Consider the following 22,730-nt stretch of genomic DNA (forward strand, 5'->3'; position numbering starts at 1 on the left):
CAATAGATAGATAGACTTTTTAGCGCTCTTATTGCAAAACTAGCAGGATAATCCCGTTTGATTCCTTTAAACGCTATTGATATATTGAATACCGGTAGCAGCGGTTTGTGAATAAACACACACAAAATCTGGAGGGATCCACATTGTGAAATGTTAAACAAGAAAAGGAGATGATAGATATGAGATCTGTTCAAGCTACAGATCAAAAAGTTAACGAGGAAATGGATCAAGATTATTCATTAGATAGAGTCCCTCGCGAAAAAAGGAACATGGGTTGGATTAGTATTACAAATATTACATTTGGTATTGCCACGGCAATATTTTACTTTCAAATGGGAAGTGTCATGGCACTTCAATTTGGAGCAATTAACGCTATTATATCAGCTATTTATGCGATTGTTGTTGCCGGTATTCTGGGAACATTCATTGCTTACTTATCTGCAAAGTCTGGAATGAACGTTAATTTACTATCACGTGGCGGCGGGTTTGGCTATATTGGCGCCTCGTTAACCTCATTTATTTATGCTACGAATTTTATCATGTATTGTGCGCTGGAAGGTTTAATACTCGTAGCTGCTGTCCACGAATTTTTTCCTGTTATCCCCCAATGGATACTAATTATCTTCTTTGGTTCGATCGTTATCCCTTTAAACTGGTTTGGGATCAAGCAGTTGGATAAATTGCAAAAATGGTCGTTGCCGCTGTTCGGCATTTTTTTAATTGCAGCAATTATTATGGCTGCAAACACGCCTTCCGTTTATGGTGATAGTTTTTGGTCGTATATGCCAGAGGGCGTACAAGTCGGAGGAACGGCTTTATTGCTTTGTATCGGAATGCAGCATGGTATTATGGGGCTGACACCGCTGCTCGCTTCAGATTATGCTCGCTTTCTTAAACCAAAAGATACGAAGCTAGGAATATTTGCCATTGGATTCATCCCCCAGATTTTCTGTTTTGGAGTCATGGGTGGCCTTGGAATCTGGTTTGGCGTTCGTCTGGGAGAACCAAATCCAGGTGTGTATATTGTGCTACTCCTAGGTATTTTTGGAGTCCTGTTTACGATGATAACGCAAGTAAGAATTAATATTACGAATATATATAGCGGCTCGTTGTCCCTGTCCAGCTTCTTTGAAAATATTTTCAAATTCAAACCAGGCCGCCGCTTTTGGGTTGTCATCACAGGTGTTGCTGCGATGATTTTAATGTTGGCCGGTATCGTCAATCATCTGGAGACAGCTATGACGTTCCAGGGAGTCTTCTTAATGACCTGGGCAGCAATTCTAGTCACTGATGCCGTTATCGTCAAAAAAATATTGAAGATTGGCCCCGGTTATTATGAGGCCAAACAGCAAAACCTGCATAAATGGAATCCGGTAGGCGTCGTTGCTTTAGTAGTAGCAAGCGGGTTAGGCACCGTTGCGGCATTAGGGTACATGGGAACATTCTTGCAAAGCACTGCCGCGTTTTTCGCAGCATTACTTGCAGCTGTACTCACCGTGACTTTAGCCATTTCTACCAAAGGAAAATATTACATCAAAAAGAAAAACAACGATGTTGCAAGAGAAGACTATATTGCATAAGTGGAAGAAAGGGGAAGCACGGGGACGGCCCCCGTGCTTCCTACTCCACACCACTTTCCAATATCGAAAAGGTCCCTTTCGCACAATCAACCTCTGCCAGTACACCATATGGCAAAATAAACTTCGGTTCCGTATGCCCGAAATTCAAGTTATAAAGAATCGGCAAATCTTCTAAATTATATTCCTTCATAACGTTTAAAATTTCTTCTTTGTATGCTTCGTAATATTTCTCATCATGCGGCTTACCAAAAATGATTGCATTCGCTTTGTGCAGGATGCCTTGCGCAGCATAATTCCGAAGCCAATATTTCATAAATGCAGGTTCTGCCTCTTCCTCCGACGTTTCAAAGAAAAGAATGCTATCGTCCCAATGCTTATTATCAGGCCAAAGTTCTGTACCTTTCGCAAACTCCAGCACATCGATACAACCACCAATCAAACGCCCTTTTACGACATTCGACGCGCCTTGAATCACTTCGTATCCGGTATTTTGCTGCATCGTTCGCTGCTTGTGTTTATTCGCTTCATCCCATTCCAAATACTCACTCGTCCATTCTTTAGCAGGTTGAATCTCACCAATCGCATTACCGGAGAATAGCGTCCGCTTCACCGCTTCTACCGTATAGGGATCCATTTCCACATTCTCAGCAAAATCACTTAAAACCGCGGGACCATAAAAGGAAGAAACCCCTGCTTTAAGGCAAAACAGATGAGAAATAGTTATATCGGAATACCCCACGAAAATTTTCGGATTCGCATGGATCACATCAAAATCTATATACGGAAGTAGCCGAATACTGTCATCTCCTCCAATATTTGAGAAGACCCCTTTAATTTCCTTATCCCTGAATGCCGTCATCAGATCGGCTGCACGTGCTTCCGGATGCTCATAAAGATAGGCAGCACCTTTCAAACTGTTTGGCATCGGCACAACTTCAAGGCCAAACACCTCTTCCAACCTCTTTACGCCTTGTTCATATCGCCATTTAATTTCCGGCTCACCGGCCCCTCCCCAGGAAGGGCTTACGGTTGCTACTTTATCTCCCGGTTGCAATTTCTTTGGTTTTTTTAACATTGGATCACCACTTTCTATTGATTTTATTACTCAGTCTTGACATCATATTCAAAAATCTGTTTCCCCCAGCTTATTCAGCAAATACAAGATTGAGAAACAAATAGCCTATAGTAATTTTAATTGGATAAATCCATTTTATTTATCTCTGACAGCCATTTCTCTACGTATTGATCGATTATTTGCTGTTTATCAAAATTATCTTCAAATGCAGGAAAAATAAAGCGTTGATGCACCGTAAGATAATATAGAGGAGCGAGAACTCGTACAAGACGAAATTCTTCATACAAACGGGCAAGCGTGTCAAACATCTTCCATTCTTTCAGATAAGAATCTAATAATTCTTGACTTACTTGTTTCGAAAAGTATTCATTCACTTCTTCTAATAATACAATCACACTCAAGAAAGGATGGCTCAGTGAACTATCCGACCAGTCGTAAATAACCGGTTGTCCTTGTTGAACCATAATATTACCCCCAAACAAATCACCGTGTTCTAACGAGATAGGAAGTCTTGATTCATGTAATCGTCTTACAAGAGACAATACAGACGGGATCTTCTTTTTCAATGCAATATGCTTTTCTAGTGACATATTATTATTGGAAGCTAATTCACCCAGAGATTCTTCCAAATGGTTGTTTAATATCTCAATGAACGGTCTGACAGGACATCCTAATTTTTGCAGCTTATCTTTATGGATAAGGGATCCTTTTTGAATAGTAACCATTCGATGCAAGGCTTTTTCCCAATGGCTAATATTAGTTGATTCACCGAGAAGATCTCCTTGTAGTTCGTCTATTATATACCAATTTTTTTCGAGATCCAGAGCTATTACTTCTGGAACATAAGATGGATAATGTTCTGCTAAATAGTTGTGAATACTGGGTTCATGTGAAAATACACCTGGTACAGCTTTAAAATAGTAATTATCTTTCGTTGTCTTTATTTTAAACAAAGCTGAACGTTCCCAACTTCTGATTTGTTCAAATGCGATTGGACTACATGGCAATTTCTTCTCCACCCACGCTTCCATTTCTCGACGCCATCCAAGTTGAAACCATGCAAAGTTTCGACTACCACCTTTAGACAACCAATCAAGTATCTCTTTTCGTTCATTAGGATGAATTGCTTCCAATAATTCAATGGAATGAAGATCAAACCAGACAACCCTCTCATTCTCTATAGGATTGTCTAAGGCCTCTATTTCATATATTCTTATACCTTCATCCTGATAATAGCAGCGTAATACATTCACTTCTAAATTGAATTCCCTCTTAAAAAAATCATTGATTGGCAAGGTAACAGCAACGTGTAGACTTTCAGAATTGAAAAAGGGTAATGCGTATCTACGATATTTCCGACATAACAGCAATTTTCGTTGACTGCTTGAAAACACGATAAATTTCAAAAGCAAAACATTTGATCCCCCTCTCGACTATTTTTTTGACCTCTAATCTCCTTTTATAAAAATCTACGCCAGCTAATCCCCTTCAATCTTTTGCACCTCATATTGAAACCCAACATACTGATAGTTTTGCTTCATGTACATTTCTCTGACGGTGTCTTCCCCATCGGCAACTAAAATCACCGCTTTATCAGGATAGTTATCCATCACAAACTTTTGCAACCTGCTGCCGATGCCTTTTTTCTGAAATGACTCCTCAACAGTTAGGTTATCAATTTCCGCGGTTTTGTCCGTTGTAATGACATCTACATATCCTGCAGGGTTTCCTTTATAAAATGCAATGATTTTTATAATGCTCGACTCTGTGAATTGACGTTTGGCCAGATCAATTTTTGCTCTTGCAAATTTACTTCCAAATTCTAAATCTTGCTTGTATTGAAGATCAAGATAGGTTTCGAAGTTCTTGTCTGTCACAATCTGAATATCGATATCCGGCTGGTCCTCCACTTCCGGAAATTGGTCAGGTTGAATTGCGTATAATTCCAAGAAACCATTTTCATATCCCGAACCATTCAAGTAATCCACTAACTCCCTTTCAAGTTGCACGTTCTCAGGGAAACAAAATTTCACATGTTTTTGACCTTGCCGCAAATGAAATTCCCTTAAGTAGTTTTCTGCCTCTTTCAATTCCGTTAATGAAGGCTGCTTTTTAAATTCTATAAAATTACTATCGTACCTGATTAGCATTTCAGGATAATGATAGTGTCTGTATAGATCATTTTCAGCTACTATACACCCAAGTATATAAATATCATCGAATGTTACCTGTTTCATTGCTGATCCCCCTTCCCCCATTGCTTCCTTTTTTATTTCCTTTATTATATCATAGGGAAAAGGAGAAAAAAGGTGGGGTCGATTTGTTAGTAAAACCAAATAAATTGGAACCTGGAGATAAAATTGCAACGGTAAGTCCATCTGGAGGAGATGCAGGAGACCCTGAAATCAGATGGCGTTATTTGCAGGGTGTAAAACGCTTGGAAGAAGTTTTTGATCTTGAAGTGGTTCCAATGCCGAATAGCCTAAAAGGATCTGATTATCTATATGAGAATCCGAAGGCACGTGCGGAGGATTTGATGACCGCATTCAAAGATCCTAGTATCAAAGGAATTATTGCCAATGTTGGCGGCACAGATAGTTATCGTTTGATTCCATATATTGATTTTGATGTAATTCGCGTGAACCCGAAAATTTTCATGGGATATTCTGACATCACCATCTCCCATTTACTCTGCTATAAAGCAGGAATTTCCTCTTTTTATGGCCCAGCTATTTTGACAGACTTCGCCCAAAACGTGGAAATGGATCCGTATGTTATCGAATCAGTGAAACGAACCCTCTTTTCCAACGAAGAAATCGGTGAAATCGAACCGGCTAAACAATGGGCGAGCGAGCCATTAGAATTGGATGAAGCGGATAAAACCAAGGGCGCTACGATGTATGAGAACTCCGGGTATGAAGTGCTTCAAGGTTCAGGAGTTGTACAGGGAAGGCTGATCGGTGGCTGCTTGGATGTATTGGAAGTCGTGAAAGGCACGGATATTTGGCCGGACCAAAACGCTTGGGAAGACAGCATCCTTTTCTTTGAACCAGCGCAAGGAAAACCAGAACCAGGCACCTTACAAAGATGGATCAGGAATTATGCTGCTCAAGGCATTTTGCAGAAGGCGAATGGCATGATCTTTGGTAAACCATATGACGAGACGTATTACGAGGAATACAAAGAAGTGATCAAGCAAGTGATGAAAGAGAATAACTTAGAAGACCTGCCGATTCTTTATAACTTGAATTTTGGCCATGCCGAACCGAGATTTGTGTTGCCTTATGGTGCAATGGCAGAGATAAATTGCGAGAAGAAGACTTTTTCGATTTTAGAAAGTGGTGTTATATAAGATCCACACATCGTCATTAAAATACACGGAGGGATTAACGTGAAAGCAAACAATGAACGTATTGAAAAACATATTCATGACTTGAGTGAATTTACCGCCACACCAGGCCAAGGTGTTACTAGGCTGACCTATAGCAAGGAAGACTTACAAGCCCGCAATTTTATAAAAGAAAAAATGAAAGAATACAACCTTGATGTTCGGGAAGATGGGCTCGGTAATATTTTTGGGAAATTGGAAGGAACCAAGAAAGATGCGCCAAGCGTCCTTGTCGGTTCCCATTTCGATAGTGTGCCACATGGTGGGGCTTATGATGGATCTGGTGGTGTTGTAGCAGGACTTGAGGTGGCTGCCCTTTTTCAGGAAAATAACCTTACACCCACATACCCGTTAGAAATTATAGCCATGATTGAAGAAGAGGGTACACGCTTCGGCGGCGGGCTAATGGGGTCTAGGGGAATTGTCGGCGTCACTGAAGAAGCAGAACTAAATCATACGAAGGACAAAGATGGTGTCTCAGTAGCCGAAGCGATGCGAGATATCGAATTAGACCCAACACTTCCGAAACAAAGAGATCCACAGACGATAAAGGCTTTTTTGGAAATGCATATTGAACAAGGGCCGATTCTTGAAGAAAAAGACATGTCAATCGGTGTTGTCGAATCCATTGTTGGGCTCACCCAATTAGAAGTGACCATAGAAGGTCAAGCTGGCCATGCCGGTACGACACCAATGGACCGCCGCCTGGATGCATTAGATACTGCTGCAAATATTATTGCCAAGCTCCCAGCAATTGCAATAGAAGAGGGAGAAGGAACTGTTATTACAGTAGGAAGACATGAGGTTTTTCCGAATGGAGCCAATGTCATTCCTGAAAAAGTTGTATTTTCCGTGGATATACGTTCAGGAAAAGAAGAACATATTCGAAATGCCATCCAGAAAACAAAAGATGTTATCACGTCCTTTGAAGGACAAGGAATCCATACATCAATCGAACAACCGCTATATATGCAGCCGAAAGCATTGAATCAAGATATCCATTCACTTCTGAAAACAGCTTGCAGTCAGTTGGATATTTCATATCTAAACATGAATAGTGGAGCTGGACACGATGCGATGGTCTTTTCAGATGTAACAGATGTCGGCTTGATTTTTGTCCCGAGTAAAGACGGGATCAGTCATAGCCCGGAAGAATGGACGGATGCAAGGGACCTGGCTAATGGTGTAGATGTATTATATAACACTGCCAAGAAACTAACAGAAGCAACATAATTCATTTCAGGGCAATTTGGAAAAGGTCCACAGCATCCTTTGATGTTGTGGATCTTTTTAAGTATGATGCCGCAGCAACCAGACCCATTGCAGTTGAATAAACACCTGTCATAAGTGGAACCCGGTTCGGGAAGCGTTCTTTAAGCACACCAGGCAAAAGCACATTGGCAACAGCAATTCCCAGACCAATCAAAAGCGTCCCGCCAAAAAGGAACATAGACATTGGAACCAAACGCAGGACTATCCCTATCGCAAGTATAATCATACCGCCAATCAGTACGATTTCATTCGTATATTTATTTCCAAGCCACGGCGCAACAGGAGACATGACAGCAAACCTGATTAAGGGGAGACTTGTCAGAATACCAATGCTCCAGCTTGCAAGTCCGAGATCATTTTGGATCATTCCTACGAGCGGACCTACCGAAGTAATTGCCGGGCGGAGATTAAAAGAAATGCTAATAATACCAACAACAAGAAGGATTTGATTACACCTTCTCATATCTTCAAATTTATAAATACCCATCAAACAAAATGCTCCTTTTCCTGATAACGGGCATGAGTAGCCTTTTTAGACTTATATTAAACCTTGATAGGTGGATTGGCAAGGGAAGCATGGGGACGATTCTTTTGCTTCCTTAGAGTGTTAAAAAGAAGCATGAGAATTGCTCTCATGCTTTTAGAGTTTTACGCCCTAGTTCAATAAGCGAAACTTCTTATTTGTCCATACATAATAAAAAATTCATACCAGATATGTCTAACTCCCCACTCTTCTCAACACATCTTCTTTTTCCTCAAGGGAACCGTCAATGAATCTGAAGTATGGAAGTATTAACCCCAATAAAGATACCGTACAAATCACCGTTCCAATCATTATGTACATTGTTCTGATACCCCACAGTTCACTTAATATACCTCCAGCAAGCACGCCAAGCGGCATCATTCCTCTAATAATTAACATACGAACGGAGAAAACTTTTCCCATTAAATGATTCGGCACGATCTGTTGGGTAATCGTTGTATTATGTACATTAAAAACGGCCATTGCTATTCCACCGATTATTTCGGTGGTGATCGCTAATGCTATTGATTGCGTAAGGCCTAACGCAATAAAAGTTGAACCGCCTATTACCAAAGCACCTAGCATAAGTATTCTGCGCCGCTGCACTTTCATTTTCCCGACGAGCAAAGAGCCAATGACATAACCGAGGGGAAAGCCCGCCATAAAGTAACCATACATTGCATATGATCCATTTAACTCGTCGGTAATATAGGGAAGCGTAATGACCATTGTTACCCCTACTCCGAATTGAACAAAGGCAAGAAAAACTCCTAACCATACAATGACACGCTGCTTGAAAAAGTAACTTATTCCTTCAACAAATTGTTCTGCCCACGTTTTTCGAACATCCTGATTAATTCTTTTTTCTCGGACTGCCAGCAGCAAACATCCACTTATTAGAAGTAATGAACAAACAAGTATGTAAGTTATCTGTATGCCAACATATTCAATGACCAAGCCTGCCACAAAAGGAGCTGTGAACATCATTAAGCGTGCTGTCCCATCCACATAGGCATTTGCAGTGGGTAATTGCTCTTTTGAAACAATGGTAGGGAGAATTGCCTGATTGGCCGGTACATATAAAGGTGTAATGAGACCGACAATGATCTGAACAGCATATATATGCCATGGCGCCACTACTCCTATCATATATGCAATTAGTGGAATAAGAAAAATCAGCCCACGACTCCAAAGCGCTATAATCATAATCCATTTTCTGCTCCATTTATCAATGTATGGACCACTAAACAACTGTAATACGAGTGATGGCAGGAAATATAATAGCCACATACTGCCTAAAGCCACCGTGGAACCTGTTATTTCATAAATAAGCAATGAATTGCAAAACGTCCCAAATGCTCCACCTAACTCAGAGGAAGCATTTCCAATCCACATAGATGTAAAAGACCTATTTTTAAAAACACTCATTTGACATTTGCCCCCAAGCCTTTAACGCAAATTCTTACATTCCTTGATGAAAATACAAATCCATTTCCTTCGCCAATGAATCTATTGCTTTCTTCTTTAATACATACTTCGAATCTTCCACATTAACCAGCTGTGCTGATCGCAATAGTTTCAAATGGTGATGAATGGTGGACTTCCCCATGCCCAATTGTTCGGTGATATCCTGAAGAGTTCTACTTCTTTCATATAATAGTTTAACGATTCGCATTCTTACCTCGTCACCCAGCGCTTTATGTTTCAAAACCAGGAAGTTGCTTGGCAGATATTTATCTTCCGGTGAAACACTCTCGTTTGAAATCGGATAATAAAACACTTTTGTATTATCTATATCTGCGGTAATATTCCATGGCCGATAAATGTAATGCGGAATTAATAGCACTTTATGGACACTTGGTTCCGGCGTATAAACAACACCAGCTGTCGCCCACTCAACAAATTCCTCTGGCTTCATTTTTTCTTTCATTTTCGCCTTTGTCTCTACATCTGTTTGCAGAATTTTATTGAGCTGGTCTTCGTTCGGCTGGATCACCTTTTCATACCATCCTGTCATGACACGAATTAAATGATCCTCCAACTCGTTGCCTTCACAATTACAAATAAAGTCAATATAGTCAGGGAAGAAAGGGTTGTTCTTCGTTTGTTCTTTAAGCGTTTGGATTGCTTTCATTTCCCCTTCTGCTGCCCTTTCTCGTAATGTTTGAAATGATTCACCAACAAATGGTATACAAATAAACTTCAAATCATTTACCGAGAGCGTTTCTATGTATGTCGAAAATTCCTCTAACGCTGCAAAATCTTTTTGATGTAATAACTGAAGTAATGCTTTCCACGTATTATTTTTTTCTACGTAGTCCAGGTGGTCATGCATCTCCCTATCGAAAGAATCTCTTATTTCATCCCAATAGCTTTTTGGCCTTTCTAATGAATCGAGCAAAGACGTATTTGTGAATGCTGCGATTCCCAAAGCCGCTTCCCATAACACACTGTATTGCAGCTCAACTTGATAAGTTTCTCTCTCCCTGCTCGTTGCACTTAAAATATCCATAGAGGACACCTCCATATATTATCCTATATTAATCGAATTATTTATTCAATATTTTTAGAACATGATTTCAAATTTTTTTGTAATCGGTATCCAAGCAAAAATTAGGACGCAAATCCTTACTAAGGAAATGCGCCCTTTTGCGGCAAGTCTTTTCTATTGTAATAAAGGACCCTTCTTCCACTGGGACCCTTCCCTTTACCTTGGCTTTCTGATTTTCCTTACAAACCATACGACAAACAAAATAATTCCGATTACAATGACCGCATAGACAATGTTTGAATAGATACTCATAAAATCGAGTATGTTTTCCCAAGACTCGCCAAGTACAACTCCAGCAGTAATGAGGATAATATTCCATATAACTGTACCAATCGTTGTGAACAGAAGGAACAGCCAAAACTTCATATTTGACATCCCGGCCGGAATGGAAATCAGACTTCTGATCAGCGGGATCATCCGGCAAAAAAGAACAGTCCAATAGCCATAACGGTCAAACCATGCATCGGCCTTATGGACATCGCTTTTTTTCACACGCAGTATGTGCCCCCAACGGTCCACAATTATTTCCAATCGTTCCACATCCAACAGTAAACCGATGCCATATAATATGATTGCCCCGAGTACGGATCCGGCTGTAGCAGCAATAATAACTCCTAAAACAGTTAAATCTGCATATGTAGTCAGGAATCCACCAAAAGGCAAAACAATTTCAGATGGTATCGGCGGAAACACATTTTCCAATGCCATCATTAAAAAAATTCCGAGATAACCGAATTGCTCCATAAAATCAGTAACCCAGTTTTGCACGATCTACCTCCATTATTATATATTTACAACATAAAAACCTTATGAACCGACATAGATCAAATACGTAATCACAAAATACCCGACTACCGTCAAAATAGACGGAATACTGTATACCCATACGGATGATGTGCGTTTTCTTAAAAATGCCCAGATGGTAATGGCACCTAGAATCGAACCGCCAAGTGCGGTATATATATTCGACATAGACACATCAGCTAAAATAGATCCTTCCTGATAAACAGCGTCAGAAATTGCCAGGATGGTCATATTGAACACATTACTTCCCAGTATCGCACCTACAGCTAAATTGGCATTCTTGATACGGAGCGCCGCAAATACAGACACTGCTTCCGGCAGGGAAGTTGTTGCTGCAATAAGAAAACTTCCCACAAAGCTTGAGCCAAGCCCCGTAATCACTGCGATCTGGTCGCCAGTAATCGATAACATCGTACCTGCAGCCAGGATAAAGACCGATGCAATAATAAAACCGATAATTGCCTGTTTGACTGTCATGGATCTCTTTTTTGCCACAGGTTCTGAAGATTCATCATCATCGCTGGAAGGCGGTGCTGGCATTTTACTGATAACAACCATTCCTGCTATATAGATGATGAGAATCAAGAGGGCGTCCACACCTATGCCAAGAATGGTGTAATCTATCTGCAGCAACAGCGCCAAGGACACTAAAAGCATTAAAAACAACCCAAGATAAGCAGTATATTTATGATTGCTGCTAGCCTTGTGGTATATTTGCTTTCTCCTGAAATAAAGATCAAATCCTGCCAAAATGAATAAATTAAATACATTCGAACCGAGCATATTGCCTACAGCAATGTCTACATTTCCAATCACTGCTGCTGAGAAACTTGTCGTTACTTCCGGTAGCGATGTGGCACCCGCAAGAAGAACGGTTCCGACAATCATGCCTCCCATTGCTGTTTTCTCACTCAGCACATCCGCATACTCGGATAATTTAATTGCCGTAAACACGGTGACTGCTGCAGCCAAAATAAAACCTATAAATACCAAAAAAACAACCTCCTTATGTACAACATACCATGTACAGGCATATTGATATAAATACATATAAAACGTAAAAAAGCGAGACCTCTGCCATACTAGGCAAAGGTCTCGCTAAGCAATTACTGCCAATAAAGCCGATGGATCGCTAACCATGTAATGACGACTTTATTTTGAAAAAGAATCACATTCTATTTCAACGCTACTCCCCTTTGACGAAAAGTCAAAGAAATTTAATTGTTATCTAATTATACCATGAAAAATGGATTTAGCAAATTGAAATAAAATATACAACACTGTCTTAGTATCATTGACAGATTGATAATGGCTGCTGCCCGCTTTTTATCCAACAATCCAAATGAAGTTAAGAAGTATGCGCCAGTGCAAACGGAACATATCACTAGCGTTGCTACGGTTGTTTTGGGAATGCGCCTCGATTGTTAAAGATGAGAATTATCAATTTTCAACATTATAAATCCAAAAGTGCAGAATTAGACCTACTACACCCCAAATGTTAAGAATCAAAGATAATAGTAACAAAGACCAAAATAATATCCCCGGCATAGTTTGATTTATTATTAGAGCGGCACTGCTGCCAACTATTATCATTAAAAATAGTAATGGTAAGTTCTTCACCATATACCCGCCCCTATCGCATTCTCTAAAATGTATATATAAATGGAATCAGTGCTTCCGTTTTTAATTATTATTTCCGCAAAATCTTCTCCATCGCTTTTCCCTTTGCTAACTCATCGATTAGCTTATCCAAATAGCGAATTTCCTGCATCGTTGGTTCTTCGATATCTTCCACTCGGACACCACAGATTACACCTTTAATCAAAGCACGCGCGGGATTCAATTGGGGAGCTTCCGCAAAAAAGGTCTCAAAGTCTGTTTGTTTTTCCAGTTGTACTTCTAACTCTTCCTGGTTATATCCTGTCAACCAACGGGTGATTTCATCGACTTCTGCTTTTGTACGGCCTTTTTTCTCTGCTTTCGAAATATAATGAGGATAGACCTTTGCGACACTCATTGTATAAATCTTATGTTTTGTCATGATACATGCTCCCTTAATTATTCTGTTAATGTATAACATTTTTATCGTCACTCATCTACTTCTAACAATGGTTAAGGCTCCTAGATTCACCTAATATAATAAAAGTGTTATTTTTTGATAATCTCTTAAATAAACATATCATAATCTGTTCTAAAGTTCATTCAAATATGATAAACCAATTCAATATAGTTATTGTTGCTTCTGGGAGATTAAAACGTACATCGAATCTGTTGGATAACGTTTCTTAATTACATCAAATCCTGCTTTATTTAATTCTTGTTCCATGTTGGATCTGGATATTCTTGGGTGATTAGGATTTGGGCTCTCGTCCTCTTCTAATTCAACACATGCAAGGTAGCCCTTTACATTAAGCATTTGGTTGATTAACTGTAATGTCTCCGATAAAGATTTTATTTCATGAAGAACTAACGAAGCTAACACAATATCAATGGAATTGGCTGATAATGGTAAATCCTGCATTTCTCCTTGAATTGTTCGAACATTTTCAAGTCCCTCATTAGTTACCTTGTCATATGCAATTTCCAACATATTGGAGTCTATATCAAGTGCATAGACCATTCCATCGGTTACTTTCGCAGCCGGTATCGTTAAAAAACCTGTCCCTGCACCTATATCTAAAATAGTATCGCTATTATTAATAGGGAGTAGTTTCAGTAGATCTTCTGGGGAAAATTCCTCTCTTCTTTTCATGCTGTCTAGGTATTCTACCTTTTTATTGAAATTGCCCATATGATTTGATTCGCTATTCTTTTTCATATTCTTTTTAATTCTCCTTTTTAATTTGTTCTTCCCTTTCTATTGGTAATAACATTTCCTCCATGTTATTGGCAATATCGATGAGAAATTTATGGTCTAGGTCGTTTTTCATATTCTGTTCAGCCTCTGTCATCACATTTTCAATCATGCAGCCTTCGTTATGATCCATGGAGCAATGAAATAAATTGGAATCCCCCTCTACTGTTTTTATTACATCTAGAAATGAGATTTCATCTTTCGGTTTAGAAACTTTATATCCCCCTTTAGCCCCTGGTGTTGATTCAATTAACCCACCTTTGGCAAGTTTCGTTAATATCTTTGAAAGATAGGTTGGTGAAAGATTTTGCATTTCTGCCAAGCGTTGAACACCTATTGTACTTCCCTTAGGTAAGGTAACTAAATACACCATTGTGTGCAATGCGTAATTAGTGGCTTTTGAGTATTTCATGATTTCCTCCTTAATTCATAACATTAAAGATATTAAAGACTCATATTATCTACAATTAGGTTATCACTTCCTAATACATATGGCAACGATGGTATTCCAAATAATTAATCTTATGCCTTGACGCCTCGCTCTAAGGGTAATACGTTTAAAAAAGAAGCACGAGAACCGCCCCCATGCTTCCTTCCCCAGTCTTATTTCACATCCAATGCCCAGGTCCCATTCCTAAACACTGCCTCTGTTGACCCATCTTCTTTCACGCCGTCGATGTCCAGTTCTGCTGATCCGATCATGAAGTCAACATGTGACAAGCTGTCATTAACGCCGTGATTATCCAATTGCTCGTCATCCATGGATGCGCCGTCTTTTAGATTTGTTGGATATGCTTTGCCTAGCGCGATATGGCAGGATGCATTTTCATCAAACAGTGTATTATAAAAAATTAATCCTGATTGAGATACAGGTGATTCGTCCGGTACAAGTGCTACCTCACCGAGCCGGCGCGCGCCTTCGTCGGAATCAAGCAAATGTTTCAAGGTATCTTCCCCTTGCTCAGCTTGATAATCAACTACCTCACCATCTTTAAACGTCAAGCTGAAGTTGTCAATTAAGCTCCCGCTGTAGTTTAAAGGCTTAGTACTTGAAACAGTGCCGTTTACCCCGTATTTATGCGGCAGGGAAAACACTTCTTCTGTTGGCATGTTTGGATTGAAGGTAACGCCGCCTTCTGTTTGAGCCGATCCGCCCTTCCAGATATGTCCTTCAGGCAACTCCATTTCGAGTTCGGTTCCGGGTGCTTTGAACACCAATTTTTTGTAGTTCTTCTCATTTAAAATCTCGCGTGCTTTTCGCAGTGTTTCGTTGTGCTCATCCCAAGACGTGATTGGATCGTCATGATCAACACGTACAATTTTTACAATCGCATCCCACAGGCTTTCGACAGCGTCTTCACGCGATTTATCCGGGAAAACCTTCTGTGCCCAATCTCCGGTGGGAATCGAGATGATGGACCAGGCGATACGGTCATTCATGGTGTAGCTACGGAAATTCTTCATCGCTTGTGCTGCTGCTTTATTGGCCTTAGCCACACGCGTTGGGTCGATATCCTTTAATAAATCAGGATTTGTTGATCGAATGTTTAATACGGCTGCTCCGTCCTCCGCAAAACTGTCATTCAGCAATACTTTCCATTCAGGGAAATCCGTGATCACGTCGTCCGGCGCATTTTCATATTTTAAAAGGGTTAACTCATCATCGCTCCAATTAATATGTACATTTTTTGCTCCGAGTTCATATGCCTTTCGAGCAACAACCTTTGTGAAATCCGATCCTTCAATTGGCGCATTAATCATTAATGCTTGGTTTTTTTGCAAATTAACCCCTGTCCGTAATGCTAGCTCTGCATACTTTTCCTTCGTTTTCTGACTAACCATATTTTTACCTCCAAAATGTGTTTAATTCATCTTATTATTTCACAAAACCGGGCAAATTACCAAATTCTTTTACTTATTATGCGCAGGGAGTATCAGCCTCTTGTCCTGTCAAGCAATCCTTCCTATTTACGTGGAAAAAAGCATATGTTAAACTAATATTAGGTTACTTTTGGTAATCAATAAAAAAATATTTATGTCTCAAGTAAAACATACTAATTAAGTAGAGTGAGGTGATGATCATGGAGAACTTGTGTCCACGTTTTGAAAAAGCTATGGGACTTCTTAGTACACGCTGGGTTGGGCTAATTTTGTTTGATCTACTAAAAGGTACGAAACGTTTTTCCGAGATGGAAGCCGATTTGCCTATTAGCGGAAGATTGCTCTCTGATCGACTGAAACTGCTCGAAAAAGAAGGTATCGTCAATCGAAATATATATTCCGAATTCCCTGTCCGTATCGAATACTCGCTATCTGATAAAGGTAGAGATTTAGAGCCTGTTATCAAGGAAATTCAGTGCTGGGCAGATCACCACGTGACCTCAGAAGAAACAAAAGAACAAAATGTATGATGAAATCCCAGGGCTGCGCTTACTTACAGCCCTTTTTTGCTTTCATAACCTGCAACATGACATATGCCGCAACCCTGCTTGTCATATTACGAAAGTCAATCGTTGGATCAATTTCCACGATATCCATGGCTTTAACTTTTTCATGCTTGGCTGCTAGTGTTATTCCTTCCAACAGTGTTTTACTATCCATGCCACCCGGTCCAATTGCCGGACAGCCAGGCGCAAATGCCTGGTCAAGCACATCCATGTCCACAGATACATAAATGAGGTCCACTCCACCCGCTAATCGTTGTATTTCTTTTCTCAAAATTTCCGTTATGCCAAGATTATCTACATCCCCCATTGTATAGATGCCCAGTCCCTGCTCCTTCGCATAATCCGCATAGGCAGCTGCGTTTGTAAAATCACGAATCCCGATTTGCACCAGATTTTCCCCATTGATAATCCCGTCTTCCAGCAAACGCCTAAATGGTGTACCATTTGTCGGACCGCCATCTTCTGTGTTGCGTAAATCATGATGGGCATCGAACTGAATGACTCCAACGCGTTTCCCAGCGGCAAAAGCTTTAATTGAGGAATAACTTATCGAATGGTCACCACCTAAAATCATCCAGTTTTCTGCCGCTTCTGTTGAAAAAACATCCGACAGCCCTTCCCCGATCCGCTCCTGATTTCCAATAACATCGGTAGGGTCCATATAAATATCTCCCAAGTCAAGGATAGGATCCATAAGCTCATACCCCGATTCCCCGGAATACGTCGTATAGTTTTGCAATGCCGCCCGAATCGTACCCGGAGCAAACGAAGCACCAGAATGGCTAATCGAAGGCTTTGACAGCGGTACACCGACTAAAGCGAACGTACTTCTCTCCCCCGGCTTCCAAGTTTTAAGCAGCTCTTTCGCCTTTGTCGTATGGCGGTCCTTGAAAATGGCCTCTCCAGCTGGTTTCAAATGGCGAAGCTCACGGCTCATCGAATCATCTGCCTTTCATATAAAACAACACCATTTTTGATAACTGTTTTTGCATGATTCACCCCGTAATGGTACGGAATATACATATAATTTGCCGCGTCCCAAATAACAACATCCGCTTTCCTGCCACGTGCAATCGAACCTGCCACGTCTCCCTTTCCAATCGCATGCGCCGCATTCACCGTCACTGCATGCCAAATTTCAGCAGGAGACAACTTTAATTTCAACGCAGCAATCGACATAATCAGCTGCAGATTTTCGGTCACTGAACTGCCTGGATTAAAATCTGTCGAAATAGCTACCGCCGCACCAGCATCAACCATTCCCCGCGCCCTGGAATACATATCTTTTCCAAGGTAAAAGCTCGTTCCCGGTAAAATGACGCCAACCGTATCAGATGCCGCCAACGCCTTTATCCCCGCATCAGACGCCACTGCAAGATGATCGCCACTAATTGCTCCCATTTCAACCGCAAGCTCCGTCCCACCCAATGGATCGATTTCATCTGCATGTATTTTGACCCCAAAACCTTTATCCTTCGCTTTTTGCAAATACCTTCTTGATTGCTCCACAGAAAACACCCCTGTTTCCGTAAAAATATCGACGAATGCTGCGAGATTTTCTGCTTTTATGGCCTCAAATAGTTCACTCATCTGATCAAGAAAGGCTTCTGGATCCTGTTTATATTCAGGGGGGATCGCATGCGCCCCTAGAAAAGTGGAGACAAGATCAAGCGGGTGCTGCTCGCCGGCTGCTTTTGCGATTCTCAGCTGTTTTAACTCGGTTTCCTTATCAAGTCCGTATCCACTTTTTGCCTCAACGGTTGTAATTCCGTGCATCGCCATGCGGTCAAGATGGAATAATGCCTTTTTGAGCAATTCCTCAAAAGATGCCTTTCGTGTCGCGTTCACAGTGGCTAAAATTCCTCCGCCTCTCTTTAGAATTTCCAGATAAGGAATACCCTGCTGTTTAAGCGCCATTTCTTCTTCCCGGGATCCTCCGAAGACAAGGTGGGTATGTGCTTCGACAAGTCCTGGTGTGACAAGTTTCCCTCCTGCGTCAATCTTCTTCTCTGCTTTTAGGTCGCCCGCATCCTTTGAGGCTCCAATCCATTCTATTTTTCCGTCTTTGATTCCAATTGCCTGATTCTCTAATACAGGTAATTCATTCATCGCGCTGCCTTTCACTGGACCTTTTTTATCCATCGTCAAAAGCTGGCCAATATTTGTAATCAGTGTATCTACGCTCATCCATCTCGCCCTTTCGTCGGTATGGTGATAGCATTTTCGGCTGCAAATTTTTCTGCAGCCTCGTAGCCCGCATCGGCATGCCGGATCACTCCCATGCCTGGGTCGGTTGTTAATACACGTTCTAGTCTCTCTTTTGCCAAGTCCGTTCCGTCCGCTACGGCGACCATTCCTGCATGCAGGGAATAACCCATGCCAACACCGCCACCGTGGTGAAAAGAGATCCACGAACCCCCAGCTGCCGTATTGATTAACGCATTTAATACAGCCCAATCGGCTATAGCATCACTGCCATCCTTCATGCCTTCTGTTTCCCGGTTTGGCGATGCGACCGAGCCACTATCCAAGTGATCACGTCCAATGACGATCGGCGCTTTTAATTCACCACTCTGAACCAATTCATTGATGGCTAGCCCCATTTTCACGCGTTCGCCGTAGCCCAGCCAGCAGATTCTCGATGGCAAGCCTTGAAAAACAACTTTATCCCGAGCCATATCGATCCAGCGAATTAATGCCTCATTTTCCGGAAAAAGTTCCTTGATTAACTGATCTGTCCGGTAAATATCTTGCTTGTCTCCAGAGAGCGCCACCCAGCGAAACGGACCCTTTCCTTCACTAAATAATGGGCGAATATAGGCAGGGACAAACCCTGGAAAATCAAAAGCTTGCGCGACTCCTTCGTCATAAGCCACCTGCCTAATGTTATTTCCATAATCAAAAACAATCGAGCCATTCTGCTCATGTAGGAGCATGGCCTCTACATGTTTTACCATACTTCGTTTGGAAATCTGTGTGTATGCCTCCGGATCCGCTTTTCGTAATTTGCTAGCCTGATCCACTGTATATCCTGCAGGAACATAACCATTTAGCGGATCATGTGCAGATGTTTGGTCTGTGACGATATCAATCTGGATATCTTTCGTAAGCAACTCATGATGGATTTCTACAGCATTTCCGAAAAGTGCGATAGATAATGCTTCTCCGTTCTTCTTCGCATCTTTCGCTAGGTTGATAGCCTCGTCGATATCCGAGGTCATGACGTCACAATACCTCGTCTGAATTCGCTTTTCAATACGGCTTTTATCCACTTCAACCGCAATGACGACTCCTCCATTCATCGTCACCGCAAGCGGTTGTGCACCACCCATGCCACCAAGCCCTGCAGTTAAGGTGATGGTCGATTTCAGAGAACCACCGAAATGTTTCTTGGCAAGCGCGGAAAACGTTTCATACGTTCCTTGTAAAATGCCTTGTGTCCCAATGTAAATCCAGCTTCCTGCCGTCATTTGCCCATACATCATGAGCCCTTTTTGATCAAGTTCATGGAAATGCTCCCATGTTGCCCATTTTGGAACCAAAACAGAATTCGAAAGCAAAACGCGCGGCGCATGCCTATGTGTTTGAAATACACCAACAGACTTCCCTGATTGAATCAGCATCGTTTCATCATTTTCCAGCTCGCGTAACGTACTTGTAATCGCATGAAAGGAGTCCCAATTTCTCGCCGCCTTCCCAATCCCGCCATATACCACCAGCGTCTCCGGATTTTCCGCTACATCCGGATCCAGATTATTGTATAGCATCCTCAGTACCGCTTCCTGTTCCCAGCCCTTACACTCCAGTTCCACTCCTGTTTTCGCTTTCATTGGCACGCTCAGCCTCCCCATTATATTTCAGCCATTCCGTAAGCTTTTCAATATCTGTCGCAAAAACACGATCCTTCGTAATGCTTGGAACTACCTTCCTGGCAGCTTCATACAAAGTCCTTGTAGCCGAAGCCATTTTCTCCACCCCACGATATTCCACCGCCTGCATCGCACAAATCAGCTCAATCGCAATGACCCGCCGTGCGTTGCCGAGCATCTGCAATGCGTGGCGCGCGGCAATGGTGCCCATACTGACATGATCCTCCTGATTGGCTGATGATGGAATCGAATCCACACTTGCCGGATGTGCTAGTATTTTATTTTCAGAGACAAGAGATGCTGCGCTGTATTGCATGATCATCGCACCCGACTCCAGTCCCGGATTCGGGCTCAAGAATGCCGGCAAGTCGCTTAGCTGTGGATTCACTAGACGCTCAATCCGTCGTTCTGCAATATTCGCCGCCTCTGCAATGCCCAGCTTCAGAAAATCCATTGCAAAAGCAATTGGCTGCCCGTGAAAATTACCGCCGGATATGACTTTATTTTCCTCGGAAAAAATAAGCGGGTTATCTGTCACTGCATTGATTTCTATTTCCAACTTTTCACATGCATAGTGCACAGTTTGCCAGCTAGCCCCAAGAACCTGCGGGATGCATCTTAATGAATACGCATCCTGCATGCGCTGCTCGCCTTGCCTGGTTGTTAACCGGCTATCTTCCAGCATCAACCGAATACGTTCAGCCACATCGACTTGCTCCTGATGACCGCGTACCTTGTGCAAATCCCCGTCAAATGCATCGATAATGCCGTGTAATCCTTCCAACGTCATGGCCGCTATTTGCTCACTTTGGCGAAGTAGTTTTTCCATCTCCAAATAGGTAATCACACCAACCGCCGTCATCGCCTGTGTCCCGTTAATTAAAGCAAGACCCTCCTTCGCCTTTAACGTTAGTGGTGCGATGTTTTCCGCTGTTAACGCATCCATTGCATCTACTCGGCTGCCTTTATAAAATACCTCCCCCTCCCCCAATAGAGCTAACGCCAAATGGGAAAGTGGTGCCAAATCCCCGCTTGCCCCGAGGGATCCTTGCTCTGGCACGACCGGATGAATTCCTGTGTTCACAAAATATATTAATTGATGAATCAGTGACGGGCGAACACCTGAATAACCCTGCAGGAGCGCATTAGCCCGGAGCAGCAGCATCGCCCGGCTGATTTTGTCTGAAAAAGGTTCGCCAACCCCGCTCGCATGGGAATGAATCAGATTCAGCTGCAGATCATCTAAGTCCTTATCCTCGATAATCACATCACTAAACTTTCCAAATCCCGTATTGATCCCGTACATGGTTTGCTTATTATCAAGCATCGCCTCAATAGTCTTTCTGTTCGCTTGAACGCCTGCTAGCGCCTGATCAGCTAATGTGACAGGTTCATTTCTGAAAACAACCCGCTCCACCTCTTCCAATGTTAACGTTTTACCAGTTAAAATAACCACGCCTTCACACCTCCATAGTACTGCTTTAACGTAATAAAGCAGGCAAAGTAAAAGGAGGCTATGGTCCCGAAACCATGCCTCCTTGATGTTTCCTATTGGTGAATGAATGTCGCCATTTTTGATGGAAAAACATGTGACCACCTCACGTATTTATTAGATTATCAGCGCTTAGGGGAATTTTATCAGCGTTCTCCGGCAGTTTATCAGTGCAATCCTCAACTTTATCAGCGCATCACGTAATTACCAACTATCTATACATTATTGTAAGCGTTTTCTAAAAAGAATTCAACACTTTATTAATATATATTCCGTTCAAAAGCATGTATTCCATTTAAAAAGTAGCACCTATAAAAGTTAACGGGGTTTGTTTCCTATTGCAAAACTCTAATTTGCATACTAAATTGTATGTAAGCAGTGCTCTTCATCCACTTAAAGAAACGCTTGATGTCAAAAACAAGGCGGTTCAACAGGTTTTATTGTCTCCTTTATTCTACTGCTGGATTGTCATGTTATAATATTTAGAACCCGGTTAAAAGAGAATATAAGTTATGGAAAAGCAGAAAATAGTCATAAATTTGCAGGGTAGCGGGCTCACTTTGTAAAATACGAATAGGAGGTGAAAAAATGCCTAAATTTGATATTAATAAAGCGTTGAATAAAATTAACGAATATACAAATTCCAAAAACGACAACGACAATAACAATAGCGAAGATCAACAATGGAAAGACGAAGTATTAAATAGGTTAGCGAGAATTGAGGAAAAATTAGATAAAAAATAAAATCATAGGGCATCCATTAAAGGGTGTCTCTTTTATTGTGATCAGAGGAGATAAACTGCTTCTTAATTTAATACTATAATTTCATAATTATCCATGATGATTTGCATACAAATTTGCAGGTAAAAAAAGGG

General features: G+C 41.4%; 21 protein-coding genes and 1 riboswitch. Of the genes, 5 read left to right on the forward strand and 16 right to left on the reverse strand.

Features of this window, described 5'->3' with window-relative positions; all coding sequences use genetic code 11:
- The first annotated feature begins 179 nt into the window (after window positions 1–179).
- On the forward strand, window positions 180–1,580 hold the full coding sequence (locus KFZ58_RS17190; RefSeq protein ID WP_235792504.1) for a purine-cytosine permease family protein: 1,401 nt from the start codon (window positions 180–182) through the stop codon (window positions 1,578–1,580).
- Between the two features lie 40 nt (window positions 1,581–1,620).
- On the opposite strand, the gene KFZ58_RS17195 is transcribed toward KFZ58_RS17190, so the two are convergent.
- The 3 genes from KFZ58_RS17195 to KFZ58_RS17205 all read right to left on the reverse strand — a co-directional run bounded on the left by KFZ58_RS17195 (window position 1,621) and on the right by KFZ58_RS17205 (window position 4,892).
- Window positions 1,621–2,655 carry a S66 family peptidase gene (locus KFZ58_RS17195; protein WP_235792505.1) on the reverse strand — a complete coding sequence of 345 codons (1,035 nt, stop codon included), beginning with the start codon at window positions 2,653–2,655 and terminating at the stop codon, window positions 1,621–1,623.
- A gap of 116 nt (window positions 2,656–2,771) precedes the next feature.
- Window positions 2,772–3,908, reverse strand: a complete 1,137-nt coding sequence (locus KFZ58_RS17200) for a phosphotransferase (RefSeq protein ID WP_235792506.1) — start codon at window positions 3,906–3,908, stop codon at window positions 2,772–2,774.
- A gap of 225 nt (window positions 3,909–4,133) precedes the next feature.
- Window positions 4,134–4,892 carry a GNAT family N-acetyltransferase gene (locus KFZ58_RS17205; RefSeq protein ID WP_235792507.1) on the reverse strand — a complete coding sequence of 253 codons (759 nt, stop codon included), beginning with the start codon at window positions 4,890–4,892 and terminating at the stop codon, window positions 4,134–4,136.
- An 83-nt stretch (window positions 4,893–4,975) separates the two neighbouring features.
- On the opposite strand from KFZ58_RS17205, the gene KFZ58_RS17210 reads away from it, so the two are divergent.
- Window positions 4,976–6,007, forward strand: coding sequence for a S66 family peptidase (locus tag KFZ58_RS17210; protein ID WP_235792508.1), 1,032 nt, complete (start codon window positions 4,976–4,978; stop codon window positions 6,005–6,007).
- Between the two features lie 39 nt (window positions 6,008–6,046).
- On the forward strand, window positions 6,047–7,276 hold the full coding sequence (locus KFZ58_RS17215) for a Zn-dependent hydrolase (RefSeq protein WP_235792509.1): 1,230 nt from the start codon (window positions 6,047–6,049) through the stop codon (window positions 7,274–7,276).
- Window position 7,277: 1 nt separating this feature from the next.
- Here the strand turns inward: KFZ58_RS17215 and KFZ58_RS17220 are convergent, their stop codons facing one another.
- From KFZ58_RS17220 to KFZ58_RS17260, 9 genes are all read right to left on the reverse strand, one after another.
- Window positions 7,278–7,802, reverse strand: coding sequence for an MFS transporter (locus tag KFZ58_RS17220; protein WP_235792510.1), 525 nt, complete (start codon window positions 7,800–7,802; stop codon window positions 7,278–7,280).
- Between the two features lie 231 nt (window positions 7,803–8,033).
- A complete protein-coding gene (locus KFZ58_RS17225; protein ID WP_235792511.1) occupies window positions 8,034–9,266 on the reverse strand; it encodes an MFS transporter in 1,233 nt (410 codons plus the stop codon).
- Between the two features lie 34 nt (window positions 9,267–9,300).
- On the reverse strand, window positions 9,301–10,350 hold the full coding sequence (locus tag KFZ58_RS17230) for an ArsR/SmtB family transcription factor (RefSeq protein WP_235792512.1): 1,050 nt from the start codon (window positions 10,348–10,350) through the stop codon (window positions 9,301–9,303).
- Window positions 10,351–10,545: 195 nt separating this feature from the next.
- Window positions 10,546–11,157 carry a DedA family protein gene (locus tag KFZ58_RS17235; protein WP_235792513.1) on the reverse strand — a complete coding sequence of 204 codons (612 nt, stop codon included), beginning with the start codon at window positions 11,155–11,157 and terminating at the stop codon, window positions 10,546–10,548.
- A gap of 39 nt (window positions 11,158–11,196) precedes the next feature.
- A complete protein-coding gene (locus KFZ58_RS17240; protein ID WP_235792514.1) occupies window positions 11,197–12,186 on the reverse strand; it encodes a sodium:calcium antiporter in 990 nt (329 codons plus the stop codon).
- 107 nt (window positions 12,187–12,293) lie between these two features.
- Window positions 12,294–12,400: riboswitch (yybP-ykoY riboswitch) on the reverse strand.
- A gap of 483 nt (window positions 12,401–12,883) precedes the next feature.
- A complete protein-coding gene (locus KFZ58_RS17245; protein ID WP_235792515.1) occupies window positions 12,884–13,234 on the reverse strand; it encodes a DUF2200 domain-containing protein in 351 nt (116 codons plus the stop codon).
- 189 nt (window positions 13,235–13,423) lie between these two features.
- Window positions 13,424–14,011, reverse strand: a complete 588-nt coding sequence (locus KFZ58_RS17250) for a class I SAM-dependent methyltransferase (protein ID WP_235792516.1) — start codon at window positions 14,009–14,011, stop codon at window positions 13,424–13,426.
- Between the two features lie 7 nt (window positions 14,012–14,018).
- A complete protein-coding gene (locus tag KFZ58_RS17255) occupies window positions 14,019–14,459 on the reverse strand; it encodes an Rrf2 family transcriptional regulator (RefSeq protein ID WP_235792517.1) in 441 nt (146 codons plus the stop codon).
- Between the two features lie 191 nt (window positions 14,460–14,650).
- Window positions 14,651–15,889, reverse strand: a complete 1,239-nt coding sequence (locus tag KFZ58_RS17260; RefSeq protein WP_235792518.1) for an aminopeptidase — start codon at window positions 15,887–15,889, stop codon at window positions 14,651–14,653.
- Between the two features lie 239 nt (window positions 15,890–16,128).
- On the opposite strand from KFZ58_RS17260, the gene KFZ58_RS17265 reads away from it, so the two are divergent.
- A complete protein-coding gene (locus KFZ58_RS17265; RefSeq protein WP_235792519.1) occupies window positions 16,129–16,458 on the forward strand; it encodes a winged helix-turn-helix transcriptional regulator in 330 nt (109 codons plus the stop codon).
- Between the two features lie 19 nt (window positions 16,459–16,477).
- On the opposite strand, the gene hutG is transcribed toward KFZ58_RS17265, so the two are convergent.
- The 4 genes from hutG to hutH are packed head-to-tail and all read right to left on the reverse strand — an operon-like array spanning window position 16,478 to window position 21,819.
- Window positions 16,478–17,431, reverse strand: coding sequence for a formimidoylglutamase (gene hutG / locus KFZ58_RS17270; protein WP_235792520.1), 954 nt, complete (start codon window positions 17,429–17,431; stop codon window positions 16,478–16,480).
- On the reverse strand, window positions 17,428–18,681 hold the full coding sequence (gene hutI / locus KFZ58_RS17275) for an imidazolonepropionase (protein WP_235792521.1): 1,254 nt from the start codon (window positions 18,679–18,681) through the stop codon (window positions 17,428–17,430). Before hutI ends, hutG begins: the two co-directional genes overlap by 4 nt.
- Window positions 18,678–20,345, reverse strand: a complete 1,668-nt coding sequence (gene hutU, locus KFZ58_RS17280) for a urocanate hydratase (RefSeq protein ID WP_235792522.1) — start codon at window positions 20,343–20,345, stop codon at window positions 18,678–18,680. The genes hutI and hutU overlap by 4 nt, the downstream gene beginning before the upstream one ends.
- On the reverse strand, window positions 20,290–21,819 hold the full coding sequence (gene hutH / locus KFZ58_RS17285; RefSeq protein WP_235792523.1) for a histidine ammonia-lyase: 1,530 nt from the start codon (window positions 21,817–21,819) through the stop codon (window positions 20,290–20,292). Before hutH ends, hutU begins: the two co-directional genes overlap by 56 nt.
- Window positions 21,820–22,443: 624 nt before the next feature.
- Here hutH and KFZ58_RS17290 point away from each other — a divergent pair.
- On the forward strand, window positions 22,444–22,599 hold the full coding sequence (locus KFZ58_RS17290; protein WP_235792524.1) for a hypothetical protein: 156 nt from the start codon (window positions 22,444–22,446) through the stop codon (window positions 22,597–22,599).
- Window positions 22,600–22,730 lie beyond the last annotated feature (131 nt).

Origin of the sequence: Virgibacillus sp. NKC19-16, from assembly GCF_021560035.1 — a bacterium.
Classification (GTDB): domain Bacteria; phylum Bacillota; class Bacilli; order Bacillales; family Amphibacillaceae; genus Virgibacillus_L; species Virgibacillus_L salidurans.